This is a genomic window from Synechococcus sp. MIT S9504 (assembly GCF_047497135.1).
In the GTDB taxonomy this organism is placed as follows: Bacteria; Cyanobacteriota; Cyanobacteriia; order PCC-6307; family Cyanobiaceae; genus Synechococcus_C.
Genome location: NZ_CP138942.1, coordinates 59,168 through 75,106 on the forward strand (window position 1 = coordinate 59,168; position 15,939 = coordinate 75,106).

The 15,939-nt window shown below is 60.8% G+C and carries 20 protein-coding genes and 1 tRNA gene; 14 read left to right on the plus strand and 7 right to left on the minus strand.

All coding sequences use genetic code 11. The features are described 5' to 3' along the window. Nucleotides 1-13 precede the first annotated feature (13 nt). The 3 genes from SIB58_RS00290 (at nucleotide 14) to SIB58_RS00300 (ending at nucleotide 2,220) form a co-directional block, all read left to right on the plus strand. Entirely contained in the window at nucleotides 14-301 is a 288-nt protein-coding gene (locus SIB58_RS00290; RefSeq protein WP_067327067.1) for a hypothetical protein, read from the plus strand. Between the two features lie 139 nt (nucleotides 302-440). Continuing rightward, on the plus strand, nucleotides 441-1,553 hold the full coding sequence (gene mtnA / locus SIB58_RS00295; protein ID WP_066910938.1) for an S-methyl-5-thioribose-1-phosphate isomerase: 1,113 nt from the start codon (nucleotides 441-443) through the stop codon (nucleotides 1,551-1,553). Continuing rightward, nucleotides 1,540-2,220, plus strand: a complete 681-nt coding sequence (locus tag SIB58_RS00300) for a class II aldolase/adducin family protein (protein ID WP_066910890.1) — start codon at nucleotides 1,540-1,542, stop codon at nucleotides 2,218-2,220. Before mtnA ends, SIB58_RS00300 begins: the two co-directional genes overlap by 14 nt. On the opposite strand, the gene SIB58_RS00305 is transcribed toward SIB58_RS00300, so the two are convergent. Further along, a complete protein-coding gene (locus SIB58_RS00305; protein WP_066910941.1) occupies nucleotides 2,205-4,118 on the minus strand; it encodes a prolyl oligopeptidase family serine peptidase in 1,914 nt (637 codons plus the stop codon). The two genes, SIB58_RS00300 and SIB58_RS00305, sit on opposite strands and share 16 nt — an antisense overlap. 66 nt (nucleotides 4,119-4,184) lie before the next feature. On the opposite strand from SIB58_RS00305, the gene def reads away from it, so the two are divergent. The 5 genes from def to SIB58_RS00330 all read left to right on the plus strand — a co-directional run bounded on the left by def (nucleotide 4,185) and on the right by SIB58_RS00330 (nucleotide 6,179). Beyond that, on the plus strand, nucleotides 4,185-4,790 hold the full coding sequence (gene def, locus SIB58_RS00310; RefSeq protein ID WP_066910935.1) for a peptide deformylase: 606 nt from the start codon (nucleotides 4,185-4,187) through the stop codon (nucleotides 4,788-4,790). Nucleotides 4,791-4,794: 4 nt separating this feature from the next. Continuing rightward, nucleotides 4,795-4,992, plus strand: a complete 198-nt coding sequence (locus tag SIB58_RS00315) for a hypothetical protein (RefSeq protein ID WP_066910887.1) — start codon at nucleotides 4,795-4,797, stop codon at nucleotides 4,990-4,992. A gap of 57 nt (nucleotides 4,993-5,049) precedes the next feature. Next, entirely contained in the window at nucleotides 5,050-5,667 is a 618-nt protein-coding gene (locus tag SIB58_RS00320) for a DUF3747 domain-containing protein (RefSeq protein ID WP_066910884.1), read from the plus strand. Between the two features lie 44 nt (nucleotides 5,668-5,711). Next, complete coding sequence (gene rpsU, locus SIB58_RS00325; RefSeq protein ID WP_006043142.1) at nucleotides 5,712-5,882, plus strand: 30S ribosomal protein S21; 171 nt, start codon at nucleotides 5,712-5,714, stop codon at nucleotides 5,880-5,882. A 153-nt stretch (nucleotides 5,883-6,035) separates the two neighbouring features. After that, complete coding sequence (locus SIB58_RS00330) at nucleotides 6,036-6,179, plus strand: hypothetical protein (RefSeq protein WP_186538798.1); 144 nt, start codon at nucleotides 6,036-6,038, stop codon at nucleotides 6,177-6,179. A gap of 31 nt (nucleotides 6,180-6,210) precedes the next feature. Here SIB58_RS00330 and SIB58_RS00335 read toward each other — a convergent pair whose 3' ends face one another. Beyond that, a complete protein-coding gene (locus SIB58_RS00335) occupies nucleotides 6,211-7,761 on the minus strand; it encodes a YifB family Mg chelatase-like AAA ATPase (protein ID WP_066910881.1) in 1,551 nt (516 codons plus the stop codon). A gap of 73 nt (nucleotides 7,762-7,834) precedes the next feature. Here SIB58_RS00335 and SIB58_RS00340 point away from each other — a divergent pair, with 73 nt between their 5' ends. Genes SIB58_RS00340 through SIB58_RS00350 form a run of 3 tightly spaced genes read left to right on the plus strand, consistent with a single transcriptional unit; the run spans nucleotide 7,835 to nucleotide 10,423 of the window. After that, nucleotides 7,835-8,176, plus strand: coding sequence for a histidine triad nucleotide-binding protein (locus SIB58_RS00340; protein WP_066910878.1), 342 nt, complete (start codon nucleotides 7,835-7,837; stop codon nucleotides 8,174-8,176). Between the two features lie 24 nt (nucleotides 8,177-8,200). Further along, on the plus strand, nucleotides 8,201-10,207 hold the full coding sequence (locus SIB58_RS00345; protein WP_066910875.1) for an ABC transporter ATP-binding protein/permease: 2,007 nt from the start codon (nucleotides 8,201-8,203) through the stop codon (nucleotides 10,205-10,207). A 6-nt stretch (nucleotides 10,208-10,213) separates the two neighbouring features. Continuing rightward, nucleotides 10,214-10,423 carry a chlorophyll a/b-binding protein gene (locus tag SIB58_RS00350; RefSeq protein ID WP_067327065.1) on the plus strand — a complete coding sequence of 70 codons (210 nt, stop codon included), beginning with the start codon at nucleotides 10,214-10,216 and terminating at the stop codon, nucleotides 10,421-10,423. A 14-nt stretch (nucleotides 10,424-10,437) separates the two neighbouring features. Here the strand turns inward: SIB58_RS00350 and SIB58_RS00355 are convergent, their stop codons facing one another. The 4 genes from SIB58_RS00355 to psbX form a co-directional block, all read right to left on the minus strand. After that, nucleotides 10,438-10,875 (minus strand): TolB family protein, encoded by a 438-nt coding sequence (locus SIB58_RS00355; protein ID WP_369813449.1) that lies wholly within the window; start codon nucleotides 10,873-10,875, stop codon nucleotides 10,438-10,440. A 47-nt stretch (nucleotides 10,876-10,922) separates the two neighbouring features. Continuing rightward, nucleotides 10,923-11,411: a TolB family protein gene (locus SIB58_RS00360; RefSeq protein ID WP_066910866.1), complete on the minus strand. Its 489-nt coding sequence runs from the start codon at nucleotides 11,409-11,411 to the stop codon at nucleotides 10,923-10,925. Between the two features lie 35 nt (nucleotides 11,412-11,446). After that, complete coding sequence (locus SIB58_RS00365; RefSeq protein WP_066910863.1) at nucleotides 11,447-12,394, minus strand: Ycf66 family protein; 948 nt, start codon at nucleotides 12,392-12,394, stop codon at nucleotides 11,447-11,449. 80 nt (nucleotides 12,395-12,474) lie between these two features. Further along, nucleotides 12,475-12,597 carry a photosystem II reaction center X protein gene (gene psbX, locus SIB58_RS00370; RefSeq protein WP_066910860.1) on the minus strand — a complete coding sequence of 41 codons (123 nt, stop codon included), beginning with the start codon at nucleotides 12,595-12,597 and terminating at the stop codon, nucleotides 12,475-12,477. 89 nt (nucleotides 12,598-12,686) lie between these two features. Here psbX and SIB58_RS00375 point away from each other — a divergent pair, with 89 nt between their 5' ends. Further along, the gene (locus SIB58_RS00375) at nucleotides 12,687-13,016 is read left to right on the plus strand and encodes a YggT family protein (RefSeq protein ID WP_074159371.1); all 330 of its coding nucleotides are present in this window, start codon (nucleotides 12,687-12,689) and stop codon (nucleotides 13,014-13,016) included. A gap of 22 nt (nucleotides 13,017-13,038) precedes the next feature. On the opposite strand, the gene accC is transcribed toward SIB58_RS00375, so the two are convergent. Further along, entirely contained in the window at nucleotides 13,039-14,385 is a 1,347-nt protein-coding gene (gene accC, locus SIB58_RS00380) for an acetyl-CoA carboxylase biotin carboxylase subunit (protein WP_066910857.1), read from the minus strand. A 148-nt stretch (nucleotides 14,386-14,533) separates the two neighbouring features. Here accC and SIB58_RS00385 point away from each other — a divergent pair. Next, nucleotides 14,534-14,615 (plus strand) — tRNA-Leu (locus tag SIB58_RS00385). A gap of 27 nt (nucleotides 14,616-14,642) precedes the next feature. Next, nucleotides 14,643-15,929 (plus strand): glycosyl transferase, encoded by a 1,287-nt coding sequence (locus SIB58_RS00390; RefSeq protein ID WP_066910929.1) that lies wholly within the window; start codon nucleotides 14,643-14,645, stop codon nucleotides 15,927-15,929. Nucleotides 15,930-15,939: the final 10 nt, after the last annotated feature.

A 15,939-nucleotide genomic window follows, 5' to 3' on the forward strand; every position in this document is an offset into this window, starting at 1 on the left:
CGCCACCTGATCTTTGCTCTCCGCCGACAGCCAGCGGCCTGTCGCTGAGACAGCCATCTCGCTGGGGAGGGGCAATCGCTCTTGGGAGTCATCAGCGCCTGCGCGTTTGACGGCCGAGGTGCAGGCCGAGCAGCAGGGTTGCCAGGGTGAGCAACAGGGCTACAGCGTTGAATCGGGGCAGTCCTCCGCCGAGGAGTGGTTCGAACAGCAGCTGCTTGAAGGAGAACGCCTCCAAGGCACGACTCACGACTGCTTCCGAAGGGATCCGCCATGCGCAACAGCAGCAGTCCTGTTGCTGTGACACCGGTGCCCTGGCCTAAGTCGGAGATGCCTCGTTATGACTGCTTGCCAATTAATGGAACGATGCCATCTCGGTCACGGCTTTGCTCGCGATGTCGATCGGACAGGCAGATTGGCCCAGGTCTATCCAAGCGATCGGGATGAACATTGATGGTCAGGCCTGGCGCACCATCGGACTGGAGCCGGACGGTCTCTCGGTCTGGGTGATTGATCAGACCCAGTTGCCCCATCGCTTTGAGACCCGCACCCTCAGCAGCTGTGGGCAGGCGGCTGCAGCCATCCGCACCATGGTGGTCCGCGGCGCTCCGCTGCTTGGGGTGACCGGCGCCTATGGCTTGATGTTGGCTTTGCAGAATGACTCCAGTGATGCAGCTCTGGCAGCGGCGTTTGAGGAGCTCAATGCCACGCGCCCCACTGCGGTGAATCTGCGCTGGGCCCTGGAGCGTGTGCGTGATCGAGTGCTGCCGCTGCCTCCGGCGGAACGGGCAGCTGCCGCTCGTGAGGAGGCCGGTTTGATCGCTGATGAAGATGTGGCCATGTGCTCCGCCATCGGCGACCACGGGCTGGAGATCTTCAAGAAGCTGGCGGCAGCCAGGCCAGAAGCCCGTCAGAGCAGGCCCTTTCAGGTGTTGACTCACTGCAATGCCGGCTGGCTGGCCACGGTTGACTGGGGGACCGCATTGGCGCCGATCTACAAGGCCCGACGCGCTGGTCTTGATCTGCATGTGTGGGTGGATGAGACCCGACCCCGTAACCAGGGTGCATCGCTCACGGCCTACGAGCTCGGCAGAGAAGGCGTTCCCCACACCGTGATCGTGGACAACGCTGGAGGTCACCTGATGCAGAACGGTGAGGTGGATGCGGTGATTGTGGGAACGGATCGCACCACACGCCGTGGAGATGTCTGCAACAAGATCGGTACTTATCTGAAGGCCCTGGCGGCCCATGACAATGCTGTGCCGTTCTATGTGGCACTCCCCGCATCAACCATCGACTGGAGCCTGGATGACGGGGTGGCGGAGATCCCGATTGAAGCTCGCTCTTCCCAGGAGGTCACGGCGATTCAGGGCCGCCTGCTCGATGGACCAGCCGCAGGGATGCTTGCTCAGGTGCAGCTCACACCCAAGGGCAGTGATGGCTTCAACCCTGCCTTTGATGTGACCCCAGCCCGACTGGTCACTGCGCTGATCACTGATCGAGGTGTTGCTGATGCCAGTGAGGAGGGGCTGAAGAGTCTGTATGGCTGTGGCTGATCGCTTGTTTGATCAGGAGCTGCGCCATCAGCTGGTGACCGTGGCACGCCGCATGAATGGCACAGGCCTCAATCAGGGCACGTCGGGCAACCTCTCGGTACGGATTGAGGAAGGACTTCTGGTGACTCCCAGTTCACTTCCCTATGAACAGATGGAGGTTGATGATCTGGTGGCTCTGGATCTGAGTGGACACCCCCTTAAGGAGAAGCAGCGGCGACCGTCGTCGGAATGGCGCCTGCACGCGGATGTGCTCAGCTGCCGCCCCGAAGCGATGGCTGTGCTGCATTGTCACCCCATTCATGCCACAGCACTGGCCTGCCATGACCGCGGCATCCCAGCCTTTCACTACATGGTTGCGGTGGCCGGCGGTGATGAGATTCAGTGTGCTCCCTACGCCACCTTCGGGACCAAGGAACTTTCCGACAACGTGGTGAATGCCTTAGCCCAACGCAGTGCCTGTCTGCTGGCCAGGCACGGAATGGTCACGCTGGGGAACGATCTGGAGTCCGCATTGCGGGTGGCGGTTGAGGTGGAGACCCTGGCGCGCATGTATTTGCAGGCTCTCCAGCTGGGGGAGCCTCCTGTTCTCTCCGATGAGCAGATGCAAGCGGTGCATGCCCAGTTCAGAGGTCTTCATTACGGACAGGTGGATCAGAGTCCGAGGTGACGACGGAAGAAAGCTTCCGTTGCCTCAAGCACCTGTACCTTCACCGCACTGTCGCGGAAGCCATGACCTTCCTCCGCAAAGGTCTGTACCTCGACAGGAATGCCGTTGTGGCTCAGAGCAGCGGCCATGCGTTCCGTTTGCTCCGGCACCACCACCTTGTCCTGCAGACCCTGGAAAAAGATCACCGGGCAGCCAATGGATTGCGCATGCTGGAGCGGTGAGCGCTGCTCATAGCGTGCTCGCGCCTCAGGCCAGGCCCCCACAAGCGAGTCGAGATATCGGGCCTCAAAGCGGTGCGTCTCCGAAGCCAGAGATGTGAGGTCGCTGACGGCGTAGCGGCATGCTCCTGCCCGGAACACATCGGTGAAGCAGAGGCAGGCCAGGGTGGTGAATCCACCGGCGCTGCCCCCTTCGATGGCGATTCTTTGCGGATCGGCATGGCCGGCCTCGACAAGAGCCATTGCGGCGGCGGCGCAGTCTTTCACGTCCACAACCCCCCAGCTGCCGTCCAGCCTGTCCCGATAAGCCCGCCCGAATCCGGTGGATCCTCCATAGTTCACATCCACCACCCCCCAGCCTCGGGTTGTCCAGAACTGGATGCCAAGGCTGAGGCCGCGGCCAGCCATGGCGGTTGGTCCGCTGTGGCTTTTCACGAGCAAGGGTGTATCGCTGCTGGCTCCACCCAGGGGCGGGTAGTACCAGGCGTGAGTGCGCAGTTTGCCGGCGCCTTCAAACCACAACGGTTCGGCGCTGCTGATGGCTTCGATTGGTAGGGCAGCCTCACCGGCTGGAGTGTGCTGCCAATCACCGGAGCTCAACTCCAGCTCCAGCAGGCCCTGGCCGCTATGGGAGCTGCTGGCGATGACCACGGCCCGTCCTGCATCGGCATGCAGATCGGCCAGATCATCGAAGGGCTGATCGATGCTGCGGATTGTGCCGTCGTCTCTCAGCTGCTTCAGCTCCCAGCGACCTTCGGAGCAAATCGCTGCCAGCAGCTGCTCGCCGTCCCAGGCACTGGTGCTCATGCCAAACACCCACTGGGGCATGGCGGTTTCCGCCTGCATGGGCCATGGACGCTCCCAGTTGTGCTTTCCGCCGGCGGGATCGCCGAGACGCATGAGGTTCCACCAACCACTGCTGTCTTCGGCAACGACCAGGCTGCCGTCGGGTTGCCACAGGGGCTGAAACACGGAGATGGCCTGCTCGGCATCCGGTCGGCTCCCGGCCAGCGTTTGCACCTGCAGCAGCTCCCCTTCCGATGTGAGGGAGGCGCAACGCAGCTCGCTGGCATCCCAGGGCATGGCGGGCTGTCGCCATTCCACCCAGGCCAGCTGTTTCCCATCGGCGCTGAGCGCTGGATAGCCGACGAAATCATCAGCTGCGTGAAGGACCAGAGGTTGTTGTTCGCCCTGATTCAGCCCAACGCTCACCAGGTGGTCACGGCCTTCGCACTCCATCACTCCCAGCCAGCGCTGTCGGTCCTGATCAATCAGGCCTCCCCCCAGGGCCCACGCGCCTGGCGCGCTGATGCGGATCGGCGGCGTCTCCGCTGTGAGGGCTGCACAATGCTCACCACGCAATCCACACCAGGTCTGCTGCCAGAGGCAGCGGTCACAGTCATCGATCCAGGTCATCAGCAGCTTGTCTGCCATCAGGGCCACGGCCATGGCCCCACCGCCGTATTCGTGAATGCGGCAGCGCAGGTTGGCGGGGGCTGCCGTTAGTTCCTTCGCTGGTTGATCGCTCTGAAGCCAGGGGCGGATCATGGCGGTGGTCCGTCCTTTCTCCTGAGGTCGCTGCTCCAGCCAGAGCACCCAGTTGCCCAGAACCCGCGGTGTTTTCAGCACCGGCTGGCGACCGAGGGCGGTCCTCGCGGACAGGGGCTGGGAGCTGCTCATCGCTGCAATCCGATGCAATTGGAAGGACTGCCTAAGATCAGCACAGATTTGATTCAGGTTGAGACCTTGGCCAGGAGCTTCGCCCAGTTGGCACGATCCGCCGAGAAGACCGGTTCTTCAGTGGCTGTGCCGAAGAAGCCTCTGGATTCCCCTCCGCTTCACATCCACAAACTTGGTGACGACGTTCTCAGGGTTGAAGGCCGCCGTGTCGGCAAGGTTGATGAGTTGGTGAGGGATCTGGCCAGGGACATGCTGCGCAGCATGTACACGGCCCGCGGCATCGGTCTGGCAGCTCCCCAGGTGGGGGTGGACAAGCAGTTGCTGGTAATTGATCTCGATCCGGAAACACCGAGCACGCCCCCCCTTGTGTTGATCAATCCTGAGATCGTTTCCGCCAGCGCAGGGCTGGACACCTACGAAGAAGGCTGTCTGAGCATTCCAGGGGTTTACCTGGATGTGGTGAGGCCTACAGCCGTGCAGGTGAGTTTCCGGGATGAGATGGGTCGACCGCGCACGATGAAGGCCGATGGTCTGATGGCTCGCTGTATTCAGCACGAGATAGATCATCTCAATGGTGTGCTGTTCGTCGATCGGGTCACGGACAAAGGCGGACTGCTCAAAGAGCTCAAAGATCACGGTTTCCAGTCCACCGACGTGCGCCCCATCCCCTGATCCCATGCCGATGAAACCCCTCGCAGGGCTGTTCCTTGCCCTTGCCTGTGTGCTCGGGATCGCGGCGACAGGAAGTGTGTTCGAGCTTGCTTACGGAGATCCAGATCTCGGTGTCACACTCACCCGTTGGATCCTCGGGTTGACGCTTCCCGCCACCGTCGGGTCACTTCTGGTTGCGATTCGGCTCAACAAACCGGCCTGATCAGGGCAGCCGAAGCGCCTCGGCACTTTTACGATCCAGACACATTCTTCTGCTTCGATGGCCCGTTTCCGGATCACCGCTGCCGCTCTCTCGGTTTTCGGTGCCACTGTCGCCACAGGACTGATGTCCTCGGTGCGCGCCCAGGGCTCCTTGTTCACCACCACTGAGGTGGATGAAACCAAGTTTGTTCTGGTTGCGGCTCCTATCGGCTCTGGCGAACGATCCCAGCTGAATATCTATGAGCAACGCACGAGTGCTCGTCCCTGCTATGCGGTCAGCGGCAGTGCCCCAGCTGTGGTTGATCCCTTGTTGGCAACCTTTGATTTCACGGGCATCTGTAACCGCTACATCGACGGCAATGGTTATTCGCTGCGGATCGGTGGCGACGACCTGGGTACGCGTTATCGCCTGTCGGTGATCAAGTCAGCGAACGATGTTCAGTTGATGGCGGTTCCAACGCGTAATCCATCGGAGCCCACCCTGCTGGTGGCTCGTGCAGGGGGCTTTGGCAACAATTTCGTCCAGCTGAAGCTCGAGCCGGGCTGGCGGTTGATGCGGCGTCAATATGGAAAGCGCACCCTCGGGCATCTCTATGTGTACCGCGATGGTGTGCAGTCCGATTCAGGGAGCGCGTCTGAGACGGCTGTCCCAAGCGAAACGGAACAGACCCCCTGAGGTCAGTTGCTAGGTTAGTGCGCTGGAAATCTCTTGCTTGTTGAATGACTCAGGTCACGGTCGGCGAAAACGAAGGCATCGAATCGGCGTTGCGTCGTTTCAAGCGTCAGGTCTCCAAAGCTGGAATCTTCGCTGACCTCAAGCGTCTGCGTCATCACGAAACACCGATCGAGAAATACAAGCGCAAGGCACAGCAGCGTCGCCGCCGTCGCTGAATCAGCACCAACCGATGAGTTGTTCAATGGCTCATCGGTTGGATGTGGGTAAAGTTTGAGTTCTTGTTCCACAGCTGAAAAACCCGTATTTCGGCCTGTTGGCTTCCTCCGCAGTCCTGTAGAGACTGAAGGCAGAGATGAGGAATCACCAAGATGGGTCGCTCAATCAACGCATTCCGCTCCTGGATGGCGGAAACACTCACCCATGCCATGGGAAATCCCAGAGAAGAGAAGATGACCGTTCCTCCGGCCATCGGACCACAGCCCTACAGCGATGACCCAAGGTCAGGTCGATGAAGGACTCACCCTGATGTTGCATGGGCCCCGGTCAGCTCCATGGCTCGGCAATGTCAAAAGCTCTGAAGCAAAGAGCAGAGGCCAGATTCTCAATGGTCACCTGCTCATTGGCATGGAGGTCGGCCACAGTCCTGGTTACTCGCAGCAGACGGAGTCCGCTGCGCATGCTCAACCGTCGTGCGCGGATCACGTCCTCCCAGTGGCTGATGGTTTCTGCCCTAAACCGTCCGTGACGCTGCAGGCCTTCGGCGCTGAGTTCCCGATTGGTCACACCCTGGGGATTGCGCTGACGCATCCGCTCCCTGGCATGGCGGATTGAAGCAGCGCTGAACGTCGGATCCTGTTGATGAGAGTTCTCAGCCATGCTTTGGCGCAAACTGTCGGGCTGCGCTGGTTCGAGTTTCAACTGAAGATCCAGCCGGTCAAGCAGCGGTCCTGACAGCCGCCCCCAGTAACGCCGACGTTTCAGCTCACTGCAGATGCAGCGGCGATCTCCTGACCAGCCACATGGACAGGGATTGGCAGCAGCGACCAGGGTCACTCTGCTGGGGAAACGACAGCTCAGCCTTGCTCGACTCAGCCAGATCACGCCCTCCTCGAGGGGTTGGCGCAGCTGGTCGAGCACCGATCTGGGGAATTCGGTCAGTTCATCCAGGAACAGCACTCCACCGTGGGCAAGGCTGAGTTCTCCTGGTCGCGGAATGGCACCTCCTCCAAGCAATGCGGCAACTGTTGCGCTGTGGTGTGGGCTTCGAAAGGGTCGTTGCTGGATCAGTTGGCCTTTCCCACGGATGAGTCCTGCAATCGAATGCAGGCGGGTGATTTCCAGGGCTTCCTGCCTGTCCAGGGGAGGGAGCAGTGACGGCAACTGATGGGCCAGAACGGTTTTGCCACATCCAGGTGGACCTACCAGCAGCAGGTGGTGGCCGCCAGCAGCAGCGATGGCAAGTCCCTGATGGGCGAGATCTTGTCGAGGAAGGCGCAGAAGTTTGTGGGTTGATTCAGGCGCTGGAGCGGTTTGCTGAATGGCGTTCTCTACTGACTGTCTGCAGCGTTGAGGCGCTTCATTTCGGCCACTACGAAGACGTTCCACGAGCTCTCGAAGCGTTGTGGCGCTGCGGATCACCAGGCCCTTCACCAGCGAGGCCTCTGCTGCATCATCTGCCGCCACGGCAAGGGCGCGGGCCTGTTGCTCAGCCGCCTGGCAGGCAATGGCCAGGATTCCGCGGCAGGGCCTGATGCTGCCATCCAGTCCCAGTTCCCCTGCACACCAGAGTCCGTTGAGAACAGGTGCATCGAGCTGTCCACTCGCCACAAGCAAGGCCAGTGCGATGGGGAGGTCGAAGGCGGGACCTTCCTTGCGCAGGTCCGCAGGTGCCAGGTTCACCACCACCCGCACGAGAGGGCCGCGAAATCCACTGTTGCGCAGCGCTGCCCTGACGCGCTCTCGCGACTCCTGGATGGCGGTATCCGGCAAGCCCACCAGCTGCAGGCCTGGCAAGCCTGGAGCTAGATCCACCTCAACGGTCACGGGAATGGCGTCGAATCCGAGCAGGGATGCACTGAGGCAGCGTGCCAGCATTGGAGTGATGAGCGGTGCATGGATCTGATGCCCTGCCTGTCCCATCCACTGCCCCCCCACGAGCCCTAGTGCCATGGCCGAGGACACAATCTTTTCTCGCATCCTGCGGGGTGATATTCCCTGCGACGAGGTCTACAGCGATGAGCATTGCCTCGCCTTTCGCGACATCGCTCCCCAGGCACCAGTTCACGTGCTGGTGATCCCGCGTGAACCGATCCCGAGCCTTCATGACGTCGGCGAGGAGCATGCCGCTCTGCTGGGACATCTGCTGCTGATCGCAGCCAGAGTGGCTAAGCAAGAGGGACTGAAGGACTGGCGAACGGTGATCAACAGTGGTGCCGCTGCAGGCCAGGCAGTGTTTCACCTGCATGTGCATGTGATCGGAGGTCGTGCTCTGGATTGGCCCCCCGGTTGATGCAGATTCAGTGAGAATGACTCCATGACAACCACCCCTCGGCGTCCTGCCCAGGGACTGGGCGCGCAGCTGGGCAAGCTGCAGCGTCTGGCCCAGCCCTATTTCCTCCCTGTGGAGGAAACCCGCACCTGGCAGTTCCTGTTGTTGGTTCTCTCACTGCTGCTTGTAGTGATCGGGGTCACGCTGGCGCTGCTCACAGCTGTTGTGGCCCTGAGCAACCAGCTGATTCCGACACTGCAGGAACGCTTTCTTCCCGGTGTCGAAGAGATTGTCCATTCCATCTGGTCGGGCTGGATCGGCCCTGTGGTGTCGGCGTGCGCTCTGGCCGGTGCGGCCTTCTTCATCGCCTTCCGCAGCAAGCTGCGTCAGGGGCGCTGGCTTCCGTGGCTGCTGCTCGGAGTGATTGCTCTGCTGATCCTGGTGATCAACGGCATCAACGTGGGCATCAGTTTTATCGCCCGCAACATCGAGAACGCACTGGTTGCCTACGACGAGTCCAGTTTCTGGAACATCGTTGCCATCTATGCGTTCTGTCTGGTGCTGGCGCTGCCGATCCGAGCGGTACAGAGTTATCTGATCCCCAAGGTGGGTCTGATGTGGAGGCGCTGGCTCAGCTCACGTCTGCTGGGTCGCTATCTCTCCAATCGGGCCTATTACGTTCTCAATCCCAATGATGAGAACGCTTCCGATATCGACAATCCGGACCAGCGGATTGCTGACGATACCCGCAGTTTCACGATCACCAGCTTGAGTGTGGTGGTGGAGGTGATCACGGCTCTGCTCACCTTCTTCAGTTTCATTCTTGTGTTGTGGGGCATCAATGGCCGTCTTGCCCAGATGCTGATCGTGTACTCCGTGGTTGGAACCACCCTGATCGTCTACGCCAGCCGCAAGCTTGTGGCCTTGAATTATCAGCAGCTCAAGCTGGAAGCCGACTTCCGTTACGGCCTAGTCCATATTCGGGACAACGCCGAGTCGATTGCCTTCTATGGCGGCGAAAAGCAAGAGGGGAAGGAGGCGAATCGTCGACTGGACGGCGCCATCACGAACTACAACCGACTGATCATCTGGGAGGCGCTGATCAGTGTGATCCAGCGTTCCTACGACTACTTCTCCCGTTTTCTCCCCTGGCTGGTGATCGCACCCATCTACTTCGCCAAGGAGGTTGATTTCGGTGTTTTTGGACAGGCCAGCATCGCCTTCTCCCAGGTGCTTTTTTCGGTCAGCTACATCGTCAATAACATTGACCGTCTTGCAGCCTTTTCAGCCAGCATCTCCCGTCTGGAGGGCTTCCAGGGCAGAGTTGATGAGATCACCCACAGCAGTGAAGATGATCAACTCAGCAGCCTGCCCAACGTCCAGCAGGTCGAGGCAAATCGGCTGCTGATCAGTCATGTTGATCTGGTGCCACCTCAGAGCGACCGCGTTCTGATCAAGGACCTCAGCATCAGCCTGGAGGCTGGCCAACGGCTGCTGGTGGTAGGTCCTTCCGGCTGCGGCAAGACCTCATTCCTGCGGCTGGCGAGCGGACTCTGGCCGGTCAGTGGTGACGGTCACCTGGAGCGTCCTCCCGCTGGCGACATGCTCTTCATCCCCCAGAAGCCCTACATGCTGCTGGGTTCGCTCCGTGAGCAGCTGGCCTATCCGCTCCAGCCTGATCGCTTTGATGATGATCAGTTCCGTTCCGTCCTCCAAGAAGTGCGGCTGCCTGATCTGGTCAACCGCTATCCCGATCTGGATGTGAAGCAGGACTGGCCGCGACTGTTGTCCCTTGGCGAGCAGCAGCGTCTTGCCTTTGCCCGCTTGCTGCTCAATGCTCCCCACATGCTGGTTCTTGATGAGGCAACCAGCGCTCTCGACGTCTCCACGGAGCGTCACCTGTATGAACTGCTCTGTCGACGCGAAATCTCATTCATCAGCGTCGGTCACAGACCCACCCTGCGTGAATTCCACGACACGGTTCTCGAACTTGACGGCAAGGGAGGATGGCGTTTGCTCCCCGCGGCAGGCTATGAATTCGGCCGCGTCTGATCCACGATGACTTCCGAGACCGACCCAGCGAAGCAGCCTGAGGCTCATTCCGACCAGACACCCTCCGCGACAACGCGTGATGTCCCTGCGTTCGGTTGGAGCGGCTATGCGGAGCGTGTCAATGGTCGTTTCGCCATGATCGGCTTTCTTGCGGTGCTGCTTGTGGAAGCGCTCAGCCGCGACACCTTCCTGCACTGGGCTGGTCTGATTCCTTGAGCGGGACCAGCTGCTCAAGGCAGACGGATCAGATCCACGTCCCATCGCCCCTGACGGCTCACCTGCACCGCCAGCAGGCGCCCTGATCCATCCAGGCTGACCTCCCTGGGGACTCCGGCAGGTTCCAGGGGTAAGCGTTGAAGCATTCCCACACCACGGCGGTAGAGCATCAGCTCCGTGCGTCCATCACGGCTGCGGACCAGGGCAATGCGAGTGCCATCTGCGCTGACGCTGACACTGATCGGCTGCGCATCCGCCTGATTGATGCCAGGCAGCGGCACAGGCTGACCATTGCGCAAATTCACAAGCTCCACCCGTTCCCGCCCGTTGCGACTGGTGACCGATGCCAACCAGCGGTTGCCCATGGAAGGCCATCGTCTGCTTTCAGCGCTGCGCTGCAGTGCGCTGTTGATGCCCTGCTCAGGACGCATGCCTGATGGACCACAGCTCATCAGGCAGAGTCCAAACAGCAGTGCCGTGATTCGTGGCCAGTGAACTGTCATGGCTGAGGCTCTGCTGGAGTTGACCTGCGCAGTCCGCCGGGGCGATCCGGTTCCAGCAGGCCGCTGAGATCAAGCAGTTCCACCTGCCAACGACCTCGATCGGCGGTCTGGACTGCCAGCTGACGGCCATCCGGTGCGAGGCTCACTCGGATGGGAGAACGACCTGAGGGAAGGCGAAGCGGATGGGCTCGACCGCTGAGTCGGTCTTCAATCAGAACAAGCCTTCGGTTGCCACGCTGAACAATCACGGCCAGATAGCGACCGTTCCAGCTCAGAGAGGGGGAGCTGTGGGGCTGTTGTCGGTTCAGATGGCGCAGGGGCAGACGACCGCCGCCACGCAGGTCCTTCAACTGCACGGTGGGTCTGCCGCGCTGGTCAACAATCACGGCCAGCTTGCTGCCGTCTCCACTGATAGAGGGCTCCTGCTGCTGGTCAGCCAGAAGGGATCCCGGAGCTCGCTGAGTTCTGCCGCTACACCCGACCATCAACAGGCCAACCAGCAGCAGCGCAGGGAAGCGGATCAGTCGTCGAAGCGGGAACTGTTATCCCGTGGACGCGAACTGCGGGGAGGGGTGCGTCCTGAATCCTGTGGACGCGAGTTGGGCGGGGAATCCTGGCCAGGTTGACGTCGGCTCGGGCTGTAGGCCGCATCTTCAGCAGCCTGGCGGAACGGTGTTCCCTGAGGAATTCCAGGCGGAGTTGCCGCTGCGGATCGGTTGATATAAGGAGAGCGGGACACTCCCCCCTGTGGTTCTTCGCTTGGACGCGAGGAGGTGGTTGAAGGGGACCCCGTGCGTGCAGTAGCAGCGCTGGGTCTGCTGCCGCGTCGCTGATCCTCACGTTGATTGCGGCGATCACCGAAGCTGGGACCAGAGGCTGGGCGTTCGTCGTCCCGACTGCCGAAGCGGGCCATGCGGCGGTCCTGCTCACTGTCCTGCCTCCAGCTGGAGGGTTCTTCAGGGCGGCCGCGTCGTCGACTGGCGGCTTGTTCAGGAATGGCTGCTCTGGAATTTCGGCGAGGGCGATAGAAGTCGTCGTCCTGACCTTCACTGCGGTCGAATTCCTGTCCTGCAAAGCGGCGTCTCAGCGGCTGAGGTTCGTCGAAGCTGTCGTAGGAGTCGTCATATCCGCCACGCATCCCTGGAACTTGTCCCCTGGCAGGAGGCTCGTCATCGAAGTAGGCCGAGCGGCGAGCCTGCTCTGCTGAGATTCCTCGCAGGCGGACGCTTTCGTAGGCGAAAAACACCGTTGTGCCGGCCAGCAGAAATTGTCCGAACTGCAGAATCGGATCGAGTCTCCAGCCCTGGAAGAAGAGGATTCCGCCGCACAGCAGGCCGATGGCCGCAAAGAAAACGTCGTAATCGCGGGCGAGCGCAGGCTTGAAACTGCGCATGAAATAGAGCATCGCGCCGCCAACGGCCAGCACGATGCCAACGATGCTGGCCCAATTAAGACTGGCGTTAACCACGATCAGGACCTCGAAGTGCGTTCACCGGTTTTCTGTGTCCGGGAACAGTTGATTCAAGTTTACGAAGTGCGCCAGGTCCTTCAGAGCTTTCGGTCCACCTGGTCGGTCTGGCTGAAGAGGAATAGAGCAATGGAAGCTGGTACAACCACGATCACGGCACCCGCGACCAGGCTGAGAAGGAAATTGGTGAGGGAGGGAGTCATAGCGATCGGGCCGGAACCAAACCCTGGATGCAAGGCAAGAGCGATCTTAGGGATCGTTGGTGACTTTCTACGATGCTGATCCCGTTGCTTTGAGCTTTGTGACGCCGACCCTGCTTCAGGTTCTGCCGACAGTGCATCTGATCCTGGGTCTGCTGCTGGCCGCATGGAGCCTGATGTTTCTGATGCGGATCGTGCTCACTTGGTACCCGAAGGTTGACTCCAAATCAGGGGTCTGGGCTGTGGTGATCTGGCTGACGGAGCCTGTTCTGGCTCTCACTCGCCGTGTTGTGGCACCGATCGGCGGTGTGGATGTCACACCGGTCATCTGGCTTGGCCTGGTCAGCCTCGTGCGTGAGCTGCTGGTAGGCCAGCAGGGTGTGCTCTCACAGATCCTGATGCGTTCCCAAGCCATCGCTTGAATGGCGAGAGTCCGCGCTCGGTTCAGGGGAGCATTTCCTGCTCGACGAATTTTGTGTGGACGTCGCCGTTGATGAATTCCGGCCGCTCGATCATCTCCAGATGGAAGTCGACCGTTGTGGGGATTCCAGTGACGGCGCACTCATTGAGGGCACGCTTCATGCGTGACAACGCATGGGTGCGATCGGTTCCCCAAACGATCAGCTTGCCGATCAGCGAGTCGTAAAAGGGTGGGATGTCATAACCGGTGTACACGTGACTGTCGACGCGCACTCCAGGACCTCCTGGGGGTAGCCAGCCGGTGATCCGTCCCGGTGCGGGACGGAAGTTGTGGCGGGCATCCTCTGCATTGATGCGGCATTCGATCGCATGCCCACGCAACTGGATGTCTTTCTGAACAACGCTGATCGGCTCGCCTCCGGCGATGCGCAGTTGCTCAGTGATCAGGTCAACGCCTGTGACCATTTCGGTGACAGGGTGTTCCACCTGAATGCGGGTGTTCATCTCCATGAAATAAAACCCGCCGCTGCGGTCCAGCAGGAACTCGACCGTGCCGGCACCCTCATAATCGATACTGCGCGCAGCCGCCACTGCCGCTTCGCCCATGCGTCGACGCAGCTCAGGGTCAAGCGCCGGGCTTGGGGCCTCTTCCAGAAGTTTCTGGTGGCGGCGTTGAATTGAGCAGTCGCGTTCGCCGAGGTGAACGACGTTGCCATGGCGATCGGCCAACACCTGCACTTCAACGTGACGCGGGCGATCGATGAATTTCTCCATGTACAAGCCAGGATTGCCGAATGCCGCTTCGGCCTCTCCCTGTGCCGCCTTGAAGAGAGTATCGAGCTGATCATGGCTCTGGACGAGGCGCATGCCTCGGCCACCCCCACCGGCTGTGGCCTTGATCATGACGGGGTAGCCCATGCTGGCTGCCAGTTCTGCCGCTTCCTTGGTTCCTGAAAGCAGCCCTTCGCTGCCGGGAACGGTGGGAACCCCCACCGATTGCATGGTGGTCTTGGCGGTGGACTTATCACCCATCGAGCGGATCGCGTGCGGCGATGGTCCGACAAAGGTGAGGCCGTGGTCGCGGCACATTTCCGCGAACTTGTCGTTTTCAGCAAGAAATCCGTATCCGGGATGGATGGCGTCAACCCCTCTGGAAGTGGCTGCCGCAAGAATGTTGGGAACGTTCAGATAGCTGCGGTTGCTGGGGCCTTCGCCGACGCAAACCGCTTCATCTGCAAGTTGTACGTGCAGGGCGTTGCGATCAACGGTGCTGTAAACCGCCACCGTGGCGATGCCCATCTCCCGGCAGCTTCTCAGGATTCTGAGAGCAATTTCGCCGCGGTTGGCGATCAGCACCTTGCCGATGGGCATCCCGCAGATTCCAGGCCAGGGCGGATCGTATCAGTGTCTGTGCATGGGAGTTGATCCGTTTCCTGCAGGGTCTGCGGGCAGGGCATTAACGGGCACCCCAGCCGGTATGATCGGTCCCCGATGAAGCCCGAGGGGCTGAATCGACCACGCGGATGTGGTGGAATTGGTAGACACGCACGTTTGAGGGGCGTGTGGCTTCGGCCTTGCGAGTTCAAGTCTCGCCATCCGCATTTTTTCCCAAATCCGATCCGTTTCGCTTGACGCTCCGATCCACGGATCCAACACTCTCGGTGGTGTTCGTTTCCAACGGACCCGGCGAGCTGAGTACCTGGGTTCGTCCGCTGGCGGAACAGCTCCACCGGCAATTGCTGCTCAGACCCAGAGCCATGCATTCGCCTCTCAGCCTGAGGCTGGTGCTGGTCCCATGCCCTAATGCCACAGGCATGGAGGCCGAGGCTGCCGGTCGCTGGCAGCAGTTCGATCGCATCATTCCTGCGGCTCAGTTCTGGTCTTTGTTGCTTCATCCGGATCGGTTCTGCCACTGGCCAAACCGAGGAGTGGTGGTCTTTCTCGGTGGCGATCAGTTCTGGAGTGTGTTGCTCTCAGCAAGGCTTGGCTATCGGCACATCACCTATGCCGAATGGGTGGCCCGCTGGCCGCGTTGGAATGACCGCATTGCAGCCATGGCACCAGAGGTTCAGCTGCAGTTGCCGAAGCGCTTTCGTTCGCGTTGCCGTGTTGTTGGCGATCTGATGGCCGACCTGTCCAGCCATGCCAGAGCAAGCGATCCTCTGCCTGAAGGGGAATGGGTGGCGCTGCTGCCGGGATCCAAGTCAGCCAAACTCAGCGTGGGTGTTCCTTTTCTGTTTGAAACCGCTGATCGCTTGAGGGCTCAACGCCCGGGCTGTCGATTCCTTTTGCCCGTTGCGCCCACCACCAATGCTGAGGACCTTCTTCGTTACCTGGGCCCTGCCAATCGCATCGCGGAGGGTTATGCGGCCGGTGTCAGCGAGGTGCTCCCTCCCGGGGATGGCTGGCCCTGGAGGCGACTGCTGACTGAGGCCGGCACACTGATCCATCTTCAGGAGGACCCGCCTGCTCATGGAGTGCTGAGTCAATGTTCCCTGGCACTCACCACAGTGGGTGCCAACACGGCTGAACTGGGAGCTATGGGAGTGCCCATGATCGTGCTGGTGCCCACCCAGCATCTGGGTGTGATGCAGGCCTGGGACGGCTGGATCGGACTGTTGGCCCGCTTGCCTGGACTGCGGCGACTGATCGGTCTTCTGCTCAGCGCCTGGAGGATGAGAAACCATGGTCTGCTGGCCTGGCCGAATATTTCCGCAGGTCGGGTGGTGGTTCCTGAGCGGGTAGGCGCCATCACACCCGAGCAGATCGCAGCCGAAGCATCGGGCTGGTTGCAGCAGCCCGAGCGGCTGCAGGGTCAGCGCGAGGATCTCAGGGCGCTGCGCGGACAGCCGGGAGCGGTCGCGGCTCTGGCTGAAGAAGTGAGGTGCCTGCTGCCAAAGGCTCTTTCCGACTAGCTTTTGATAC

Coding starts and splice junctions, on each gene's coding strand:
- SIB58_RS00360 (WP_066910866.1), bottom strand. CDS start 11,411: ATGGTCGGGTGTAGCGGCAGAACTCAGCGAGCTCCGGGATCCCTTCTG.
- SIB58_RS00345 (WP_066910875.1), top strand. CDS start 8,201: ATGACAACCACCCCTCGGCGTCCTGCCCAGGGACTGGGCGCGCAGCTG.
- SIB58_RS00350 (WP_067327065.1), top strand. CDS start 10,214: ATGACTTCCGAGACCGACCCAGCGAAGCAGCCTGAGGCTCATTCCGAC.
- rpsU (WP_006043142.1), top strand. CDS start 5,712: ATGACTCAGGTCACGGTCGGCGAAAACGAAGGCATCGAATCGGCGTTG.
- SIB58_RS00355 (WP_369813449.1), bottom strand. CDS start 10,875: ATGAGCTGTGGTCCATCAGGCATGCGTCCTGAGCAGGGCATCAACAGC.
- SIB58_RS00330 (WP_186538798.1), top strand. CDS start 6,036: ATGGGTCGCTCAATCAACGCATTCCGCTCCTGGATGGCGGAAACACTC.
- SIB58_RS00315 (WP_066910887.1), top strand. CDS start 4,795: ATGCCGATGAAACCCCTCGCAGGGCTGTTCCTTGCCCTTGCCTGTGTG.
- mtnA (WP_066910938.1), top strand. CDS start 441: ATGAACATTGATGGTCAGGCCTGGCGCACCATCGGACTGGAGCCGGAC.
- SIB58_RS00320 (WP_066910884.1), top strand. CDS start 5,050: ATGGCCCGTTTCCGGATCACCGCTGCCGCTCTCTCGGTTTTCGGTGCC.
- psbX (WP_066910860.1), bottom strand. CDS start 12,597: ATGACTCCCTCCCTCACCAATTTCCTTCTCAGCCTGGTCGCGGGTGCC.
- SIB58_RS00340 (WP_066910878.1), top strand. CDS start 7,835: ATGGCCGAGGACACAATCTTTTCTCGCATCCTGCGGGGTGATATTCCC.
- SIB58_RS00335 (WP_066910881.1), bottom strand. CDS start 7,761: ATGCTGGCACGCTGCCTCAGTGCATCCCTGCTCGGATTCGACGCCATT.
- accC (WP_066910857.1), bottom strand. CDS start 14,385: ATGCCCATCGGCAAGGTGCTGATCGCCAACCGCGGCGAAATTGCTCTC.
- SIB58_RS00305 (WP_066910941.1), bottom strand. CDS start 4,118: ATGAGCAGCTCCCAGCCCCTGTCCGCGAGGACCGCCCTCGGTCGCCAG.
- SIB58_RS00300 (WP_066910890.1), top strand. CDS start 1,540: ATGGCTGTGGCTGATCGCTTGTTTGATCAGGAGCTGCGCCATCAGCTG.